Annotated in this window: 15 protein-coding genes; 2 read left to right on the forward strand and 13 right to left on the reverse strand. The window is 61.6% G+C overall.

What is annotated here, in order from left to right; genetic code table 11:
* The first annotated feature begins 146 nt into the window (after positions 1 to 146).
* Positions 147 to 2,054 carry an esterase EstP gene (gene estP, locus PSH90_RS23985; protein WP_258707264.1) on the forward strand — a complete coding sequence of 636 codons (1,908 nt, stop codon included), beginning with the start codon at positions 147 to 149 and terminating at the stop codon, positions 2,052 to 2,054.
* Positions 2,055 to 2,227: 173 nt separating this feature from the next.
* Here estP and trpE read toward each other — a convergent pair whose 3' ends face one another.
* From trpE to PSH90_RS24035, 10 genes are all read right to left on the reverse strand, one after another.
* Positions 2,228 to 3,709 (reverse strand): anthranilate synthase component I, encoded by a 1,482-nt coding sequence (trpE, locus tag PSH90_RS23990; RefSeq protein ID WP_252886883.1) that lies wholly within the window; start codon positions 3,707 to 3,709, stop codon positions 2,228 to 2,230.
* A gap of 70 nt (positions 3,710 to 3,779) precedes the next feature.
* Complete coding sequence (locus PSH90_RS23995; protein ID WP_041476686.1) at positions 3,780 to 4,598, reverse strand: phosphoglycolate phosphatase; 819 nt, start codon at positions 4,596 to 4,598, stop codon at positions 3,780 to 3,782.
* Positions 4,595 to 5,269: a ribulose-phosphate 3-epimerase gene (gene rpe, locus PSH90_RS24000; RefSeq protein WP_007918813.1), complete on the reverse strand. Its 675-nt coding sequence runs from the start codon at positions 5,267 to 5,269 to the stop codon at positions 4,595 to 4,597. Before rpe ends, PSH90_RS23995 begins: the two co-directional genes overlap by 4 nt.
* A 114-nt stretch (positions 5,270 to 5,383) precedes the next feature.
* Complete coding sequence (locus tag PSH90_RS24005; RefSeq protein ID WP_252868381.1) at positions 5,384 to 6,532, reverse strand: iron-containing alcohol dehydrogenase; 1,149 nt, start codon at positions 6,530 to 6,532, stop codon at positions 5,384 to 5,386.
* Positions 6,533 to 6,817: 285 nt separating this feature from the next.
* A complete protein-coding gene (locus PSH90_RS24010) occupies positions 6,818 to 7,642 on the reverse strand; it encodes an ABC transporter permease (protein WP_016772909.1) in 825 nt (274 codons plus the stop codon).
* Between the two features lie 12 nt (positions 7,643 to 7,654).
* Entirely contained in the window at positions 7,655 to 8,902 is a 1,248-nt protein-coding gene (locus PSH90_RS24015) for an ABC transporter permease (protein ID WP_252886884.1), read from the reverse strand.
* A 258-nt stretch (positions 8,903 to 9,160) separates the two neighbouring features.
* On the reverse strand, positions 9,161 to 10,204 hold the full coding sequence (locus PSH90_RS24020; RefSeq protein WP_016772907.1) for an ABC transporter substrate-binding protein: 1,044 nt from the start codon (positions 10,202 to 10,204) through the stop codon (positions 9,161 to 9,163).
* A gap of 48 nt (positions 10,205 to 10,252) precedes the next feature.
* Positions 10,253 to 11,377, reverse strand: a complete 1,125-nt coding sequence (locus PSH90_RS24025; protein WP_252868383.1) for an ABC transporter ATP-binding protein — start codon at positions 11,375 to 11,377, stop codon at positions 10,253 to 10,255.
* A gap of 333 nt (positions 11,378 to 11,710) precedes the next feature.
* Positions 11,711 to 12,340, reverse strand: coding sequence for a response regulator transcription factor (locus tag PSH90_RS24030; protein ID WP_305381631.1), 630 nt, complete (start codon positions 12,338 to 12,340; stop codon positions 11,711 to 11,713).
* 84 nt (positions 12,341 to 12,424) lie between these two features.
* Positions 12,425 to 14,821 (reverse strand): transporter substrate-binding domain-containing protein, encoded by a 2,397-nt coding sequence (locus PSH90_RS24035; RefSeq protein ID WP_305381632.1) that lies wholly within the window; start codon positions 14,819 to 14,821, stop codon positions 12,425 to 12,427.
* Positions 14,822 to 14,895: 74 nt separating this feature from the next.
* Between PSH90_RS24035 and PSH90_RS24040 the strand changes: the two genes are divergently transcribed.
* Entirely contained in the window at positions 14,896 to 15,882 is a 987-nt protein-coding gene (locus PSH90_RS24040) for an alpha/beta hydrolase family protein (protein ID WP_236167646.1), read from the forward strand.
* Between the two features lie 123 nt (positions 15,883 to 16,005).
* On the opposite strand, the gene PSH90_RS24045 is transcribed toward PSH90_RS24040, so the two are convergent.
* The 3 genes from PSH90_RS24045 to PSH90_RS24055 are packed head-to-tail and all read right to left on the reverse strand — an operon-like array spanning position 16,006 to position 18,462.
* Positions 16,006 to 16,773 carry a TerB family tellurite resistance protein gene (locus PSH90_RS24045; RefSeq protein ID WP_056786687.1) on the reverse strand — a complete coding sequence of 256 codons (768 nt, stop codon included), beginning with the start codon at positions 16,771 to 16,773 and terminating at the stop codon, positions 16,006 to 16,008.
* Between the two features lies 1 nt (position 16,774).
* Positions 16,775 to 17,446 (reverse strand): N-acetylmuramate alpha-1-phosphate uridylyltransferase MurU, encoded by a 672-nt coding sequence (murU, locus tag PSH90_RS24050; protein WP_252884915.1) that lies wholly within the window; start codon positions 17,444 to 17,446, stop codon positions 16,775 to 16,777.
* Positions 17,443 to 18,462 (reverse strand): aminoglycoside phosphotransferase family protein, encoded by a 1,020-nt coding sequence (locus tag PSH90_RS24055; RefSeq protein ID WP_041476695.1) that lies wholly within the window; start codon positions 18,460 to 18,462, stop codon positions 17,443 to 17,445. Before PSH90_RS24055 ends, murU begins: the two co-directional genes overlap by 4 nt.
* Positions 18,463 to 18,590 lie beyond the last annotated feature (128 nt).

Consider the following 18,590-nt stretch of genomic DNA (forward strand, 5'->3'; position numbering starts at 1 on the left):
CAGTAACTTAGCTGGGCGGAGCGTGCAATATGGCGGGGCCTGCGGGTTATAAAACGGCAGAAGGATTCGCGACCGATGGCAAAAGGCCGAACGTTTTTGGTACTGTCGTTTCGTTCACCTACAACAATAAATAAACGGACTTGCTCATGATCAGACAGACGTTGTTTGTACCGCTGGCCAGCTGCTTGCTCGCACTCGCCTGCGCCCAGGCCAATGCAGCGCCCAATCCTTATTCCAGTTTCATCGTCTTCGGTGACAGCCTCAACGATGCCGGCACCTTCGCCGACACGGGCGGCCCGGCGGGCTCCACCGAGCGTTACACCAACCGTACCGGGCCGGTGTATCAGGATGGCAGCGGCGAAGTTTTTTCATTGAATTCCACCCAGTTGCTTGGCGGCCGCCTGGGCTTTTCGCCCGACCAGACAGCCTCTTCCAGCTCCGCGGTGCGCGCGGAAAACGGCCAGCCCGACGGCAACAACTGGGCAGTCGGTGGTTATCGCACCGACCAGATTCTCGACTCGATCACCACCCAATCTGCCACCGGCGAACGCACCCGCGCCGGTTACCTGCCGTCGAACGGCTTCCGCGCCGACCCGAATGCGCTGTATTACATTTCCGGTGGCGGCAACGATTTCCTCCAGGGCCGCATTCTCAGCCTGCCCCAGGCCAACGCCGCAGCCGATCGACTGGCCGATAGCGTGCAAACCCTGCAGACCGCCGGCGCCAAATACGTGATGGTCTGGCTGCTGCCCGACGTGGGCCTGACACCTGCTCTGAACGGCACGCCGCTGCAAGCGTTCAGCAGCACCCTCGCCAACCAGTTCAACAGTCAGTTGGTGACGCGCCTGCAAGGCATCGACGCCGAAGTCATTCCGCTGAACATTCCGGTGCTGCTCTCGGAAGTCTTCGCCGACCCGGGGCGCTTTGGTCTGGCTACCGACCAGAACCTCACCGCGACCTGCTTCAGTGGCAATAGCTGCACGGAAAACGCCCGTTACGGGATCAACAGCGCCACGCCGGATCCGACCAAGCTGATCTACAACGATGGCGTACACCCGACCGAATCCGGGCAAAAACTGATCGCCGATTACGCCTATTCGCTCTTGGCTGCGCCGTGGGAATTGAGCCTTCTACCGGAGATGGCCCACGGCACGGTGCGCGCGCATCAGGATGAATTGCGTAACCAATGGCAGGCGGACTGGGAGAACTGGCAAGCGGTCGGCCAATGGCGTGCGATTGTCTCGGCCGGCGGACAGCGTCTGGATGTCGACAGCCAAAGCAGCGGCGCCAGCGCCGATGGCAGCGGTTACAACCTCAACGTCGGCGGCAGCTATCGCCTCAATGAGGCTTGGCGCGTGGGCGTGGCAGCCGGTTTGTACCGGCAGAATCTCGAGGCCGGGCACAACGATTCCGACTACAAACTCAACAGCTACATGGCCACCGCGTTCGCCCAGTTCCAGCAGAACCGCTGGTGGGCCGACGCGGCGCTGACCGGCGGCAAACTCGACTACGACAACCTCAAGCGCAAGTTCGACCTCGGCGCCAGCGAGGGCGCGGAGAAAGGCGATACCGACGGCAGTCTGTGGGCGTTCAGCACCCGCCTGGGCTATGACATTGCGCAACCGGGCAGCCAATGGCATCTGTCGCCGTTTGTCAGCGCCGATTACGCCAGTGTCGATGTCGACGGTTACTCGGAAAAGAGCAACCGCGCCACCGCGCTGACCTTCGATGACCAGAGCCGCGATTCGAAACGCTTGGGCCTGGGGATTCAAGGCAAGTACAACTTCACCGCGCAAACCCAGGTGTATGGCGAATACGCTCACGAGCGTGAGTACGAAGATGACGTGCAGAAGGTCAACATCGCCCTCAACACCCTGCCGGCCAATGACTTCACCCTTGAAGGCTACACACCGGCAAGTCACCTGAACCGCTTGAGCCTGGGTGTCAGTCACAAGCTGACGGCAGATCTGGCGCTGCGTGGGGGTTATACGTTTCGCAAGGATGATGACTTCAAGCAGCAGGGCCTGAATGTCGGGGTTGTGCTGGATTTCTGAGTCGTAGATGCAAAAAAGCGGCGCCTGTCAGGGCGCCGCTTTTTTTATGCCTCAACACAAAACCCAATGTGGGAGCGAGCCTGCTCGCGAAAGCGCTGGGTCAGTCAGCATCAACGGTGACTGACACACCCTCTTCGCGAGCAGGCTCGCTCCCACATGGGAAATTGCGTGGATCAGGCGTCCGGGGTTTGCTCGGCCAGGGCCACGGCGCGGAACATCGCGCGGCGTTTGTTCAGGGTTTCTTCCCATTCCAGCGCCGGCACCGAGTCGGCGACGATGCCGCCGCCGGCCTGCACGTGCAATTCACCGTTCTTGATCACCGCCGTGCGAATGGCAATGGCGGTGTCCATGTTGCCGTTCCAGGCGAAGTAACCGACCGCACCGCCGTACACACCGCGCTTGACCGGTTCCAGTTCGTCGATGATTTCCATCGCGCGAATCTTCGGCGCGCCCGACAACGTACCCGCCGGCAGAATCGCCCGCAGTGCGTCCATCGCGGTCAGGCCCGACTTCAACTGGCCGGTGACGTTGGAGACGATGTGCATCACATTGGAATAACGCTCGATGACCATTTTCTCGGTGAGCTTCACCGAGCCGATTTCCGAAACGCGGCCGGTATCGTTGCGGCCCAGATCGATCAGCATCAAGTGCTCGGCGATTTCCTTGTCATCCGAGAGCAGGTCCTGCTCCAGCGCCACATCGGCTTCTTCGGTGGCGCCGCGTGGGCGCGTGCCGGCGATCGGGCGCACGGTGATCAGATTGTCTTCGACGCGCACCAGCACTTCCGGCGAACTGCCGACGACGTGGAAATCGCCGAAGTTGAAGAAGTACATGTACGGCGTCGGGTTGAAGCAACGCAGCGCGCGATACAGATCGATCGGCGCAGCCTTGAAGTCGATCGACATGCGCTGCGACGGCACCACCTGCATGCAGTCGCCAGCAAGGATGTATTCCTTGATGGTGTCGACGGCTTTTTCGTAATCGTCCTGAGTGAAGCTGGAACGAAACACCGGATCGGCGGATCGCTGTTTGCTGAAATCCAGGCCAAGACGCGGGGTGATCGGCTGACGCAGTTGCTCGAGCAGTTCCTGCAAACGCGCCTGACCTTGCTCGAAGGCATCGGCCTGGGCCGGGTCGGCGAGGACGATCGCATGCATCTTGCCGGCCAGGTTGTCGAACACTACAACGGCGTCGGAAACCATCAGCAGAATGTCCGGCACGCCCAGCGGATCCGGGTTCGGGCATTTGCCCAGACGCTTCTCGACATAGCGCACACAGTCGTAACCGAAGTAACCGACCAGTCCACCGTTGAAGCGCGGCAGGCCGGCGATGGTCGGCACGTTGTAGCGCGCTTTGAAGGTTTCAACGAAGGCCAGCGGGTCTTCGACGTCATGGCTTTCGGTCTCGACGCCATCAACGGTGATGCTGACGTGATGGTCATGTACGCGCAGCACGGTGCGGCACGGCAGGCCGATGATCGAGTAACGGCCCCATTTCTCGCCGCCCTGCACCGATTCGAGCAGGTAGGAGTTGGGCTGGTCGGCCAGTTTCAGGTAGATCGACAGCGGCGTGTCGAAGTCGGCCAGGGTTTCGCAGGCCAACGGGATGCGGTTATAGCCGTCAGCGGCCAGACGCAGGAATTCTTCGCGATTCATAAAGTGCCTCGTGGGGTGAGGTGCAATCAGTCAGGTATGCAAACGCGCCGGCAGGGCCGGCCAGAATCAGTCAGGCGCGCCAACGCCAGCGGGCCAGGGCCTTGATGACTTTCATCCAGAGTTTGCGGGTGACCACCACGATGGCGTTTCCAGAAGGGGGTTGAACAGCGTCGGGCAACGTTATCCCACCAGCCAGATCCAGGCAACCGGGAATTAGTTTGCGCAAATCGTCGATCACCAGTGCCGGCGATTCCTCGGCAATCGGCCGGCCATGGTTGTAGCCGTAACTCAGCGCCACACACTTGACCCCCGCTGCTTTCGCGGCCTGCACATCACTGCGAGAGTCGCCGACGAACAACGATTGCGAGGCCGGAATGTTGGCCATTTTCATCACGAAAAACAGCGCCGCCGGGTCAGGCTTCTTCTGCGGCAGGGTATCGCCGCCGATGATCCACTTGAAGTAGCGGCCGATTTTCATCTGATCGAGCAGCGGCGCGACGAAGCGCTCCGGCTTGTTGGTGATCAACGCCATGGCCACGCCTTGTTTGTGCAGCCACTTGAGCGTGTCGCGCACACCGGGATAGACCACGGTCAGTTCATGGCTGGCGCCGTACGCCTCCATGAAAATCTCCAGTGCGCGCTCGGCTTCAGCGTCGTCCACTGCCGAGTGATCGATACCACCCGCCAAGGCCCGACGCACCAGCACCGGCGCGCCATTGCCGACCCATTCGCGCACCGCTTCGATACCTGCCGGCGGACGGCCGAGGGAGAGCAGCATGGTGTCCACCGCCGCTGCCAGGTCGGGAACCGAATCGATCAGCGTGCCATCCAGATCGAACATCACCAACCGTGGCAACTGCCCCGGGAACAACTGCTCAAAACCGCTCATGGGCGCGCCAGTGCCAGTTCGGAACGCATCTTGTCGATGACTTCCTGATAGTTTGGCGCGTTGAAAATGGCCGAGCCGGCGACGAAGGTATCGGCGCCAGCAGCGGCAATTTCGCGGATGTTGTTGACGTTGACGCCGCCGTCGATTTCCAGACGGATGTCGCGACCGGAAGCGTCGATGATCGCCCGCGCTTCACGCAATTTGTCGAGGGTGCCGGGAATGAACTTCTGCCCACCGAAGCCCGGGTTGACGCTCATCAGCAGGACCATGTCGACCTTGTCGATCACGTACTTGAGCACGTCCAGCGGGGTCGCCGGGTTGAACACCAGACCGGATTTGCAACCACCTTCGCGGATCAGTTGCAGCGAGCGATCGACGTGCAAAGTGGCTTCCGGGTGGAAGGTGATGTAAGTCGCGCCGGCTTCGATGAAGTCGCCGACGATGCGGTCCACCGGGCTGACCATCAGGTGCGCGTCGATCGGCGCGGTGACGCCGTACTTGCGCAGCGCCGCGCAGACCATCGGGCCGATCGTCAGGTTGGGCACGTAGTGGTTGTCCATGACATCGAAGTGGACGAAGTCGGCGCCGGCGGCGAGAACGTTGTCCACTTCCTCGCCGAGGCGGGCGAAGTCGGCGGAGAGGATCGACGGAGCAATTACGAAGGGCTGCATGACGCACCTGTGCTGAGCTAAATCACGATGGCGCGCATTGTATACCTCAAGTTTCCACGCGCGCACCGGGACCGCGATGATTGGGTTGTGCCATGTGCCCTCAGCGCCCGCGCCTCAGTAAGCCGCGCGGTAGATCTTCTCGATGTCGCCGGCGCTGAGTTTGCGCGGGTTGTTGCGCATCAAGCGCTCGATGCCGGCGGCCTCCACGGCCATCGCCGGAATTGCTTCCTCCGGCACGCCGAAACTGCGCAGCCCGGCAGGGATTTCCACTGCCGCGCACAGGTCGGTCATGGCCTGCACGGCTTTGTCCGCGGCTTCGCTGGCGCTCAGATGCGCGGTCTTCACGCCCATGGCTTCGGCAATATCCTGCATGCGTTCGACACAGGCCATTTTGTTCCAGGTCATCACATAGGGCAGCAGCAAGGCGTTGCTGACACCGTGGGCAATGTTGAAGCGCCCGCCCAGCGGATACGCCAACGCATGCACCGCACCGACCCCGGCGTTACCGAACGCCATGCCGGCCATGAGGCTGGCGGTGGCCATGTCTTCGCGGGCTTGCAGGTTGGCGCCGTTGGCGTAGGCCTTGGGCAAGGCGCTGGCGATCAACTTGATTGCGCCAATGGCGAGGGAGTCGGTGATCGGCGAGGCATTCACCGACAGGTAGGATTCGATGGCGTGCACCAGTGCATCGACACCACTGGCGGCGGTAACACTGCGCGGACAGGTCAGGGTCATTTGCGGACTGACCAGCGCCACGTCCGGCAACAGATAGTCGCTGACGATGCCTTTCTTCACCTGCGCGACCTTGTCCGAGAGGATTGCCACGTTGGTGACTTCAGAGCCGGTGCCGGCGGTGGTCGGGATGGCGATCAGCGGCGGGCCTTTGCGCGGCACCTGATCGACGCCGAACAGATCTTCCAGCGCGCCGTGATATCCGGCGTAGGCGGCGACACTTTTGGCAATATCGATGGCGCTGCCGCCCCCGAGGCCGATCAAACCGTCATGGCCGCCCTCGCGATAGGCGCGCATGCAGTCTTCGACGATGGCGATTTCCGGATCGGGCAGCACACGGTCGAAAATCTCGTATTCGCGCCCGCCGAGTTGCACCAGCGCCAGCTCGACAGTACCGGACTTGACCAGCGCGGCGTCGGTGACGATCAGCGGGTTATCGATGTCCAGACGGGTGAGTTCGGCGGCCAGTTGTTCGATGGCTGCGGCGCCGGTGATCAGTTTATGAGCGATTTTGAACTGGGACAGACTCATGGTGCGCAGCCTCTTATAGATGTGGGAGCTGGGCACAAGATTAGCTGGGGATTTGGGGTTGTCTGCTATTCAGGGTGTGAATGGTTGATCGGATAGGAAGATCAAGAGCCCCTCACCCTAACCCTCTCCCGGAGGGAGAGGGGACTGACCGGGTTGTACTCTCGAAATACATCGACCTGAATTACCGAGTCGAACTCCGGCCGCGAAAGCCTCGAAGATCTGCTCCCTTCCCCCTCGCCCCCTTGGGGAGAGGGCTGGGGTGAGGGGTGGCTTTTGACCTTGATCTCAGACCTGCGCAGTACGCAGTTTCTCGCTACGCCCGCGCAGCCATTCCAGGGTCAGCAGCAGAATCACCGAGAAGGCAATCAGTAACGTCGCCGCCGCTGCAATCGTCGGGCTGAGGTTTTCGCGAATCCCGCTGAACATCTGCCGAGGCAATGTCGCCTGCTCAGGCCCGGCGAGAAACAGCGTCACCACCACCTCATCGAAAGAAGTCGCAAAGGCAAACAGCGCCCCGGAAATCACTCCCGGCGCAATCAGCGGCAAGGTCACCCGGCGGAATGCAGTCAGCGGCGATGCACCGAGACTCGCAGCAGCACGCACCAGATTGTGATTGAAGCCCTGCAACGTCGCCGACACGGTGATGATCACAAACGGCACACCCAATACCGCATGCACGACGATCAGCGAGAAGAAGCTGTTACCCAGCCCCAGTGGCGCGAAGAACAGATAACTCGCCACGCCGATGATCACCACCGGCACCACCATCGGTGAAATCACCAGCGCCATCACCAGCGACTTGCCGGGGAAGTCGCCACGGGTCAGGCCGATCGCCGCCAAGGTGCCGAAGATCATCGCCAGCACCGTCGCCGCCGGGGCGACGATGATGCTGTTCTTCAGTGCACGCATCCATTCCGCCGAGGCGAAGAAGTCGTGGTACCACTGCAGCGAGAAACCCTGCAGCGGATAGACCAGGAAACTCCCCGAGTTGAACGACAGCGGAATGATCACCAGCACCGGCAGGATCAGAAACAACAGAATCAGGCCGCAGAGGATCCGCAGGCTGTAGAACCACACCCGTTCAATGGGCGACATGTAAGGACTCAGCATCGCAAATTCCCCTTAGCTCAGGCGCAGGCGACTGGCGCCGACCAGCCAGCTGTAGATCAGATAAAGCACCACGGTCGCCAGCAACAGCAAGCCGCCGAGCGCGGTGGCCATGCCCCAGTTGATGCTGGTGTTGGTGTAGAAAGCGACGAAGTAGCTGACCATTTGGTCGTTCGGGCTGCCGAGCAGCGCCGGGGTGATGTAGTAGCCGATGGCGAGGATGAACACCAACAGGCAGCCGGCGCCAACGCCGGCGTAGGTCTGCGGGAAGTACACCCGCCAGAAACTGGCGAACGGATGACAGCCGAGGGAAATCGCCGCGCGCATGTAGGTCGGCGAGATGCCTTTCATCACGCTGTAGATCGGCAGAATCATGAACGGCAGCAGAATGTGCACCATCGAGATGTACACGCCGGTGCGGTTGAACACCAGTTCCAGCGGTTTATCGATGATGCCCATGGCCAGCAGCGCACTGTTGATCAGGCCGCCGGATTGCAGCAGCACGATCCACGCGGCGACCCGCACCAGAATCGAGGTCCAGAACGGCAGCAGCACCAGGATCATCAGCAGGTTGCTCTGCCGCGAAGGCAGGTTCGCCAGCAGGTAGGCCAATGGATAGGCGAGCAGCAGGCAGATCGCGGTGATGACCAGGCCCATCCAGAAGGTGCGGGCGAAGATGTCGAGGTAGATAGCCTGATCCGGGGTGGCCGGGGCCAGTTCGCCAAGGTCATCGATACGGTGATCGACCGCCGCCAGCAGGTAATACGGAGTGATGCTGCTGGTGTTGCGTTTCACCGCTTGCCAGTAGGCCGGGTCGCCCCAGCGTTCGTCGAGCGCTTCCAGCGCTTCCTTGTAGGAGGCCGGTTCGCTGGCGAACGGCAGCGCGCGGGCGGTTTTGGTCAGCAGGCTGCGGTAGCCGGCCAACTCCATGTTCAAGCGCTTGGACAGATCGCCCAGCGTCTGGTTTTTGCGGGCTTCGGCGAGGTCTTCGCTGGCAGCCTTGTACACCGGCTCGGCCGGCAGACCACGGCCGTCCCAACTCGCGATGGCAGTGACAGTGCGCGGCATGCCGCCAACCACTTCCGGGTTGCCGACGCTTTTATAGAGCAGCGCCACGATCGGCACCAGAAACACCAGCAGCAGAAACAGCACCAGCGGCGCAATCAGTGCCTGGGCCTTCCAGCGGTTGACCCGCTCGGCGTGCTTGAGCTTCTGCTTCAAGGTGGGGCTGTTGCCCTCGTTCAGGGGAACGGCGATGGCCATGACGTACTCCGCAAATCTTTGATCGTTACAGAGGTGGCGAACCACCTCTGTTGCGTTGAAACACTGCTACCTGTGGGAGCGAGCCTGGTGGCGAGGGGATTTATCCCCGTTCGGCTGCGCAGCAGTCGTAAAACCTGAGAATGCGGTTTATCTGACCCACCGAGCGGGTATGGCTTTGGGGCTGCTTCGCAACCCGACGGGGATAAATCCCCTCACCACAAAAGCCCCCTTGCCATCTCCATACAGGTAAATAAGTGGTTATTTCGCCGCCCAGGAATTGAAGCGCTGTTCCAGTTGCTCGCCGTTGTCAGCCCAGAAGCTGACGTCGATCTGCACCTGGTTGGCGATGTTTTCCGGGGTGGTCGGCATGTCTTTCAGGACATCCTTGGCCAGCAGCGGCACGGCTTGGGTGTTGGCCGGGCCGTAGGCGATGTTTTCCGAGTAGGTCTTTTGCTGCTGCGGCTGCACCGAGAAGGCGATGAATTTCTTCGCCGCTTCCGCGCGTTTGGCATCCAGACCTTTCGGGATGGCCCAGGCGTCGAAGTCGTAGATGCCGCCGTTCCACACCACTTTCAGGTTGGATTCTTTCTGCACCGCCGCAATGCGACCGTTGTACGCCGAGCTCATCACCACGTCACCGGAAGCGAGGTATTGCGGCGGTTGTGCACCGGCTTCCCACCACTGAATGCTTGGCTTGAGCTCATCGAGTTTCTTGAACGCGCGATCCTGGCCACCCTTGCTTGCCAGCTCTTTGTAGACGTCTTTCGGCGCCACACCGTCGGCCATCAAAGCGAATTCGAGGGTGTACTTGGCGCCTTTGCGCAGGCCGCGCTTGCCCGGGAATTTCTTGGTGTCCCAGAAATCCGCCCAACTGGTCGGCGCGGTTTTCAGCTTGTCAGCGTTGTAAGCCAGTACGGTCGACCAGACGAAGAAACCTACGCCGCACGGCTGAATGGCGCCTTTGACGTAGTCTTCGGTCTTGCCGAACAGGGCCGGGTCGAGTTGCTCGAACATATCTTCGTCGCAACCCCGGGACAGCTCTGGCGATTCAACTTCGACCAGATCCCACGACACGCTCTTGGTGTCGACCATGGCTTTGACCTTGGCCATCTCGCCGTTGTATTCGCCAGCGACGATCTTGCCGTTACCCGCCGCTTCCCACGGTGCATAGAAGGCTTTGACTTGCGCCGCCTTGTTCGCCCCGCCAAACGACACCACGGTCAAGTCCGGGCCGGCGGCCATTGCGCCGGTCGCACCCATCAGGCCCAGAGTCAGGGCGGTGAACTTCAGGGATCTCAACATTTATTGTTCTCTCCACGTGCAGGGTTGGTGTTGGTATTGCCGGGGCGCTTAGTGCGCCTCTAAAAGCGGATCGAGCGCACGAACGTGCTCGATCTGCCAGCCAAGCGGTACCACGTCGCCGACGCTGAGCGCAGGATCGAGCTCGGCAATCGGTTGTTTCACGAAGAAGTCGGTCTTGCCGCAGACTTCCAGGCGCACCCGGACGTGGTCGCCCAGATAGATGAATTCCGCCACCCTCCCTGAGAAGCGGTTGACGCATTGATCGCTCGAACCGTTGAGGCTGACGCGCTCCGGACGGATCGACAGGGTCACCGGCTCGCCGGTCTGGCCAACGTTGACTGCCAGTGCCTCGACCTTTTCGCCACGACCCAACTCGACCACGCAGCGCTCGCCGCTCTGGCTGAGCAGGCGACCGTTGAGGCGGTTGTTCTCGCCAATGAAGTTGGCGACAAAGGTGTTTTTCGGCTCTTCGTAGAGCGTGCGCGGCGGCGCAATCTGCTGGATCTCGCCTTGATGGAACACCGCGACGCGGTCGGACATGGTCAGTGCTTCGCCCTGGTCGTGGGTCACGTAGACCACGGTCACGCCGAGGCGCTGGTGCAGGTGCTTGATCTCCATCTGCATGTGTTCACGCAGTTGTTTGTCGAGGGCGCCCAGCGGTTCGTCCATCAGTACCAGTTGCGGCTCGAACACCAACGCGCGGGCCAGTGCCACACGCTGCTGCTGACCGCCGGACAACTGCGCCGGATAACGCGAGGCGAAGGCATCGAGCTGAACCATGCTGAGAACTTTCTTCACCCGCTCGCTGACATCGCTTTTATTCAAGCCGCGCACGGTCAACGGGAAAGCAAGGTTCTCCGCGACAGTCATGTGCGGGAACAACGCGTAGTTCTGGAACACCATGCCGATATCGCGCTTGTGCGGCGGCACGTTGTTGATCGAACGCCCGGACAGGAGGATTTCACCGGCGGTCGGCGTTTCGAATCCGGCGAGCATCATCAGGCTGGTGGTCTTGCCGGAACCGGACGGCCCGAGCAGGGTGAGGAATTCGCCTTTGCGAATGTCCAGGTTGAGGTCTTTGACGATCAGGTTCTCGCCGTCGTAGCTCTTCTGCACACCACGAAAGCTGACCAGCACATCACTGGTCCCTGCGCTTGTATCGACCTGGCTCATACCCACACCTTTGTTGTTGATGACTGCTTGTTCATCAAGCCTAGTGGCTGGCGGCGGCCACGCAAATCGGGGTGCAGGAGAGAATCGCTTAAGCGCAATGGAAGGTTGGGGGTAGGGAATGCCCTACAAGGATGGCGCGTTTGGGCAAACGCAGCGGCAAGGGGCAAGCTGCAAGCCGCTAGTAAAGGCAAAAGCGTCTGTCGCTAATGGATATGCCAACTCCGAACCTGTGGGAGCGAGCCTGCTCGCGAATGCGGTGGGTCATCAAACTGAATGGCTGACTGTTACGCCGCCTTCGCGAGCAGGCTCGCTCCCACATGAGGGCGGTGACGGTCAAAGGAGTTTGTGCTCCATCGCATATTTCACCAGCTCCGCCAGCGAGGTGATGTTGAGCTTCTGCATCAGCCGCGCCTTGTGCGTGCTGATGGTCTTGCTGCTCAAGGCCAGTTGCTGGGCGATATCGTTGACGTTGGCGCCTTGGGCCAGGCGTTCGAACACCGAGAATTCGCGTTCTGACAACAGCGAATGCAGCGGCCGGGTATCGGTCAGGCCGACTTCGAAGACCATGCGGTCGGCCAGTTCCGGGTCAATGTAACGCCCGCCCGCCGCAACTTTGCGGATCGCCGTGAGCAGCAGCGCCGGATCGCTGTCCTTGGTCGCATACCCGGCCGCGCCGACCTTCAATGCGCGCGCGGCCATTTGCGCTTCGTCGTGCATCGACAGCACCAGAATCGCCGGCGGATTGTTCAGTGCACGAATGCGCGGGATAGCTTCCAGGCCGTTGACGCCGGGCATGAAGATGTCCAGCAGCACCACCTCGCACGGCACGCTGCGCAGGGTTTCGAGCAGTTGCTCGCCATTGCTCGCCTCCCCCACCACTTGCAGATCCTTGGCCAAGCCGATCAGTTGCTTGATGCCCTCGCGGACGATGGTGTGGTCTTCGGCTACCAGTACACGGATCACGTTCTTCTCCAGATTTCAGGTACACACCAATCCCTGTGGGAGCGAGCCTGCTCGCGAAGGCGTCAGCACTCACAATACAAAACCTCAGACCTCACTTACCGGCACCCACACTTGAAGACTGGTGCCCTCCCCCGGCTCACTCACAAGCTCCAGCCGCCCGCCCATGATCAGCACCCGCTCACGCATACCGACCAGACCAAACGACGTCGGCCTACCCTCGGCCGCGACAAATCCTACGCCATCATCGCTGACCGTCAGGCACAATTCATCGCCATCCAGCGCCAGCGTCAACTCCACCGTATGTGCCTGAGCATGGCGCATCACGTTGGTCAGCGCTTCCTGCAGAATCCGGAACAGCCCCACCGCTTTGGCATCGCTGAGCGCCGGCAGATTGTCCGGCACCTGCACCAGACACGGAATCTGCGTGCGCGCCTCGAAACGCCGCGCCTGCCACTCGATGGCCGAGGCAATCCCGGCATCCAGAATCGGCGGACGCAACGCGGTCGCCACATCGCGCACCAGCTGAAATAACTGTGCGATCAGGCGCTTCATGCTGTTGAGCCGCTCGTTGAGTCCCGGATCGAGTTGCGCGTAGGCCAATTCGCACATCGATGTCTCCAGTTTCAGCACGGTGAGCATCTGTCCCAACTCATCATGGACTTCCCGGGCGATGCGCGCCTTCTCTTCTTCACGCACGCTTTCCAGGTGCGCCGACAGTTCGCGCAGTTGCTCGCGCGAGGCCGCCAGTTCCAGCTCGATGCGTTTGCTTTCGCTGATGTCCCAGACAATGCCGTCCCACACGTAGGCGCCATCCTCCAGCTGGCGGGTGATCGCCTTGATCTCGGCCCAGCGCTGCTCGCCCCGGCGCGTGACGATGCGGCCCTGCCACGACCAATCGCTGTCAGTGTCCAGCGCCTGATCCTGGGTACGGTGATAACTGGCCCTGTCATCGGGGTGCACCAGACTGCGCAGGCCCATGTCGCGATGGGCGATGGCTGCCGGTGCATAACCGACCAGACTTTCGCTGCCCTCACTGATGTAGGCAAAGTCGATCTGCCCGGTGACCGGTGCCCGCTCCAGCCTGAACACCAGACCCGGAACGTTGGCGGCGATGCCTTGCAGGCGCGCCTCGCTTTCCTGCAAAGCGGCGAGCGCGCGGCGGCGGTCGGTGACGTCGGTGAGGTAGACCACCAGATATTCACTGTCGCGAAAACGCAGAAAACTCAAAGACACGTCGGCCGGCAGTACGTTGCCATCGGCGCGCAGGCAGCTGGTTTCGAAGCTCAGCGGCCCTTCTTCACTGGCCCGCGCACGCTTCCACAGATTGAGCCAGCGATCCATGTGCAGGCCGGGCTCGAAATCGATCAGTGGCCGTTCGATCAGCCCGCCCGAGGGATAGCCGAGCATGTTTTCCGCTGCGCGGTTGGCGTAGCGCACATGGCTGTCCCAATTGACCCAGAGGATGCCGACGGTGCTTTGATCGATGGAAAACTGCGTCAGCCGCAGCGCCTCTTCACTGGCCGCGCGCAACGCAATGTCTTCGCGGGCGCTGAGCAGGCGTTGTTCGAGGCTGTGCTGTTGGCGCCGCTGCCAGACCACGATGGCCGCGCAACTGAGCAGCATCACCGCGAACAACAGGCTGAGGTTCTGCCAGAACCCCGGCGACTCGGTCAGCCGTGGGTATTTCGGCTGCAGCCATTGGTTGTGCAGTTGTTCCAGGTCCTTGGCCGGTATTGCGCGCAAGGCGCTCTGGACGATGCCGGCCAGTTCCGGCCAATCGCGCCGCGAGGCCACGCGCAGCAACTGCGGCAGGCCGATATCGCCGACCACCACCAGTTCGGCAAACTCCGGCTCCACCGACAGACGCCCCAACTGCGCTTCGTCGACCACCGCGTAGGAGGCTTGCTGACTCAACAGCAGCTGCAAGGCCTGACGCTCCAGCGGCACGCCTTGCAGATTCAAGTGCGGATAGTTGCTGCGCAGATAATCGGCGGTGCTGCTCGGCATACGCACGGCGACGCGGGTCTGGCTGTCGAGCTTTTCCAGATCGACCGCGCCGCTGCTTTTCTGATCGCTGACCACCAGTTGCGGCACGCGCATGTACGGGTCGGAAAACTGCCAGAGACGCAGCGCGCTCGGGGTCTGGCTGAGGCCCGGAGCGATGTCGATCTCGCCCTCGCGCAAAGCGCTTTCCAACTGCCCGAGATCCTGAAAGTTGCGCCAACTCAGTTCCACGCCGAGGGTTTTGGCCAGCAGCTTCATCAACTCGACATTGGCCCCGGACAATCGCTGCAGGCGCCGATCGTAGGTCGCGTAAGGCGCCTGCAAGACCAGGCCGACGCGCAATTCGTTGTGCTGCGCCAGCCATTGCTGCTGCTCTGGCGACAATTGCGCGGCATGGCCCGGCGGCGCAGGCGCCGCCCAGCCCATCAAGGGAAACCACAAACAGCCGATAACCCACAGGCAGCAAAATCGCTTCATTGAAGTCTCATACACTGACAAATTCTGACCAACCCATTAGGCTGCCGGGATACTTTTCTGGCCTGGAATAACCGATGCCCTCTGTCTACCGCCTGGCACTGCCAGCATTGTGCCTGTCGCTGATCCTGCCTTGTGCGTTTTCCGTCGAAGCCGCCGACCCGGCGCCCGCCGCCACGGATAAACCCGCCGAGGAAAAACCGGCCGAGCGCCAGCCACTGCTTGAGCGTAGTCAGGAAGAGGCCGCCGCACTGCAACGTAAACTGCCGGCGCAAGAGCAGCAACAACTGCAGGCTGGCAGCGACACTTTCCTCGCCCTGTGGAAACCGGCCAACAGCGCCGAGCCCAAAGGCGCGGTGATCATCGTTCCCGGTGCCGGCGAAACCGCTGACTGGCCGCAGGCAGTTGGCCCGTTGCGAGGCAAATTGCCGGATGCCGAGTGGAGCAGCCTGAGCATCACCCTGCCGGATCTGCAAAGCGACGCCATTGCTCCGCGCGTAATCGAACCGGCCGCCGCGCCGAAAGCCCCGGAAACCACAAGCAAAGACGCCACCACCGCACAACCGATCGAACAGGCCGCTGGCGGTGAAGCGGAAGTCGCCGAACAGGTAGTGGCCGAGACCAGCGAAGAACAAACCAAAGCCGACGCCGAGCGCATTTTCGGACGGATCGACGCGGCGATTGCCTACGCCGAACAGCAAAGCGCGCGCAGCATTGTCGTGCTCGGTCACGGCACCGGTGCCTACTGGGCGGCGCGTTTTCTCAGCGAGCGACAAACGCCGCAGGTGGAAAAACTGGTCATGGTTGACGCGCAAGCACCAGCCAAAGCCCTGCCGCCACTCGCCGAACTGACGCCGACACTGAAGCTGCCGACGGTGGATATTTTCTACATGGACAGAGCGCTGGATCGCAACGCAGCGCTGGAGCGCATGCAAGCGAGCAAGCGCCTGAAGACCTCGGCGTTCAGCCAGGTGGCGCTGAAGGTGTTGCCGGACAAGAAGGCTGAGCAGGAACAGTTGTTTCGGCGGGTGCGGGGCTGGTTGAATCCTCAGGCTGTTGACTGACTGTCACACCGAATCGCCCTTAATTCGCGAGCAGGCTCGCTCCCACATTGGATCTATGCACAATTCAATGTGGGAGCGAGCCTGCTCGCGAAGGGGCAAGCACAAGCAACACCCATCTAACTTCTAGCGAAAATCCCGCCGCTCGCGAATCAGCGTATAGGCGCTATGCAATTCCCGCGTCCGCTCGGTCGCATCACGCACCTGCGCCGGGGTCGCGCCGCTGCCGGCGATTTTGTCCGGGTGATGGCGACTGAGCAATCGCCGGTAAGCGCGCTTGATCTGTGCCGGCTCGCTGCTCGCCGACACCCCAAGCAGCTTCATCGCCTCCTGATAGCTCACTGCCGCACTGACGATCGGCCGCTTGCCCGGCTCGTAATCGCTGGCCAGCGCTTGCACCTGCTGCGACGTCCAGCCGAGCCACTTGCCCCACTGCGCCAGCAACTCGCGTTCGCTGACCCCGGCGCGACCATCAGCCCAAACCATTCGCCAACAGGCGCGCAACACACCTTCGGCCGCGTGCGGTTGCGCACTCAAACGACGCAGATAGCCGCGCAGATTGTCGCTGCCGGACTTGCCGCGATTGAACGCGGCAATCGCCCGCCGAGTCGCCGGCTCGCTCATTTCCAGCGCGCGCATTTCATTGCGCGCCTGCTGGATATGCCCGTCAGTGACGCGCCCGTCGCTCTTGGCCAGACGCCCGAGCAACACGAACAGCAGTTCATCGTTACGCAGCATCGGCCGGCCGCCGAGCTTCTCGCGTAAGTGTCCCCAGCTCTGCAAGTGCAGGCGCCGATCCAGCGCCTGCCCCAACAACGCCCCAAGCATGGCCCCCGGAATGCTGGCAATCGCGTACCCCACTCCGGCTCCAATCAGAGTCCCTGGCCACAGCATCTCAGTGACTCGCTCTTATCAAGGCTTCGGCTTCGGCCAGACGCTCGTGGGTACCGACATCCACCCAATGCCCCTTCAGGCGCTCGCCCGTCACTTCACCTTTGGCCATGGCCTTGCGCAGCAGCGGCGCGAGCTTGAACGCGCCATCGCTGCAACCATCGAACAACTGCGGATGCAGCACGGCGATGCCGCTGTAAGTCAGCGTCTGCGCATCAGGCTCGCCGTCCTGCACTTTGCCGTCGATGAGAGTGAAGTCGCCTTTCGGGTGATGCGCCGGATTGTCCGCCAGCACCAGATGCGCCAGGCCATTGATTGGCTGGTGCAGCACGCTGAAGTCGTAATCGGTCCAGATGTCGCCGTTGACCACCAGAAAAGCATCGTCACCAAGTAACGGCAGCGCACGGAAAATCCCGCCACCGGTTTCCAGCGGCTCGCCCTCCGGCGAGTACTGAATACTCAGGCCGAAACGCGAACCGTCGCCCAGATGATCCTCGATCTGCTGACCAAGCCACGCGTGGTTGATGACAACTTCGTTGAAACCTGCGGCCGCGAGGGCGTGCAGGTGATACTCGATCAGCGGCACGCCAGCGGCACGCACCAGCGGTTTCGGCGTAGTCAGGGTCAGCGGGCGCATGCGCTCGCCTTTGCCCGCTGCCAGAATCATTGCCTTCATGCCGTCGCTCCAGCACGCAAGCTGCTGAACAGCGCTTGCAGTTCCGCCAGTTCAGGGCGGCGCGCGATCACTGCTTCTATATAAGTGAAGAAGCGCGGCACGTCCGCCAGATAACGCGGCTTGCCGTCGCGATGGCAGATACGCGCGAAGATGCCGATGACTTTCAGGTGACGCTGCACGCCCATCAGGTCGCTGGCGCGCAGGAATTCTTCGAAGTCCGCCTGCACCGGGATGTCCAATGCCGAGGCTTGCTGCCAATAACTTTCCAGCCAGCCGCGTACACGTTCTTCCGGCCAGCTGAGGAAAGCGTCCTTGAACAGGCAAGTCACGTCGTAGGTCACCGGGCCGTACACCGCGTCCTGGAAATCCAGCACACCGGGGTTGGGCTCGCTGAGCATCAGGTTGCGCGGCATGTAGTCGCGGTGCACCAGCACTTTCGGCTGCGCCAACGCGCTGTCGATCAGCAACTCGCTGATGTGTTGCCATTGTTGCTGCTGGGCCGCATCGAACTCGACGCCCAGCTCGCGCTTGACGTACCACTCGGGGAACAGTTCCAGCTCACGACGCAACAAGGCGACGTCGTAACTCGGCAACGGCGCAACCATCGGCAACTGTTGAAAAGCCAACAGCGCTTGCAGGGCATCGTGGAATAACGCGTCGGCATTTTCGCCATCGATGACGTCGAGATAGGTCTTGTTGCCCAGGTCATTGAGCAAAAGAAAGCCGCGCTCGAGGTCTTCGGCGTAAATTTTCGGCACATTAATTCCGGATTTCGCCAGCAAAAAAGCGATATCCACGAACGGTTTGCAGTTTTCCTGGGGCGGCGGCGCGTCCATCACGACGAAGCTGCGACCATCGCCCTCCCAGCGGAAGTAGCGGCGGAAACTCGCGTCGCTGCTGGCCGCAGTCAACGTGGCCGGGGGCACGGTGCCCCAGCCCTGCTCGGCAAACAGCTTTGCCAACTGCTCATCGAGCCAAACTTTCAGGTGTTGCAAGCGTACATCTTGGTCAGGCATTGCAAGGGTCTCCGACGGCGCTAGCCGTCAAGCGGGTCATGCTTTATTATCCAGCATCTTTTTCAGACCATCGAGAGGCGTGCGGCCCACACCGCGGGCAGATGGCACGCAGGAAGCCCGGACTAATA

The organism is Pseudomonas sp. FP1762, assembly GCF_030687105.1.
GTDB lineage: Bacteria > Pseudomonadota > Gammaproteobacteria > Pseudomonadales > Pseudomonadaceae > Aquipseudomonas > Aquipseudomonas siliginis.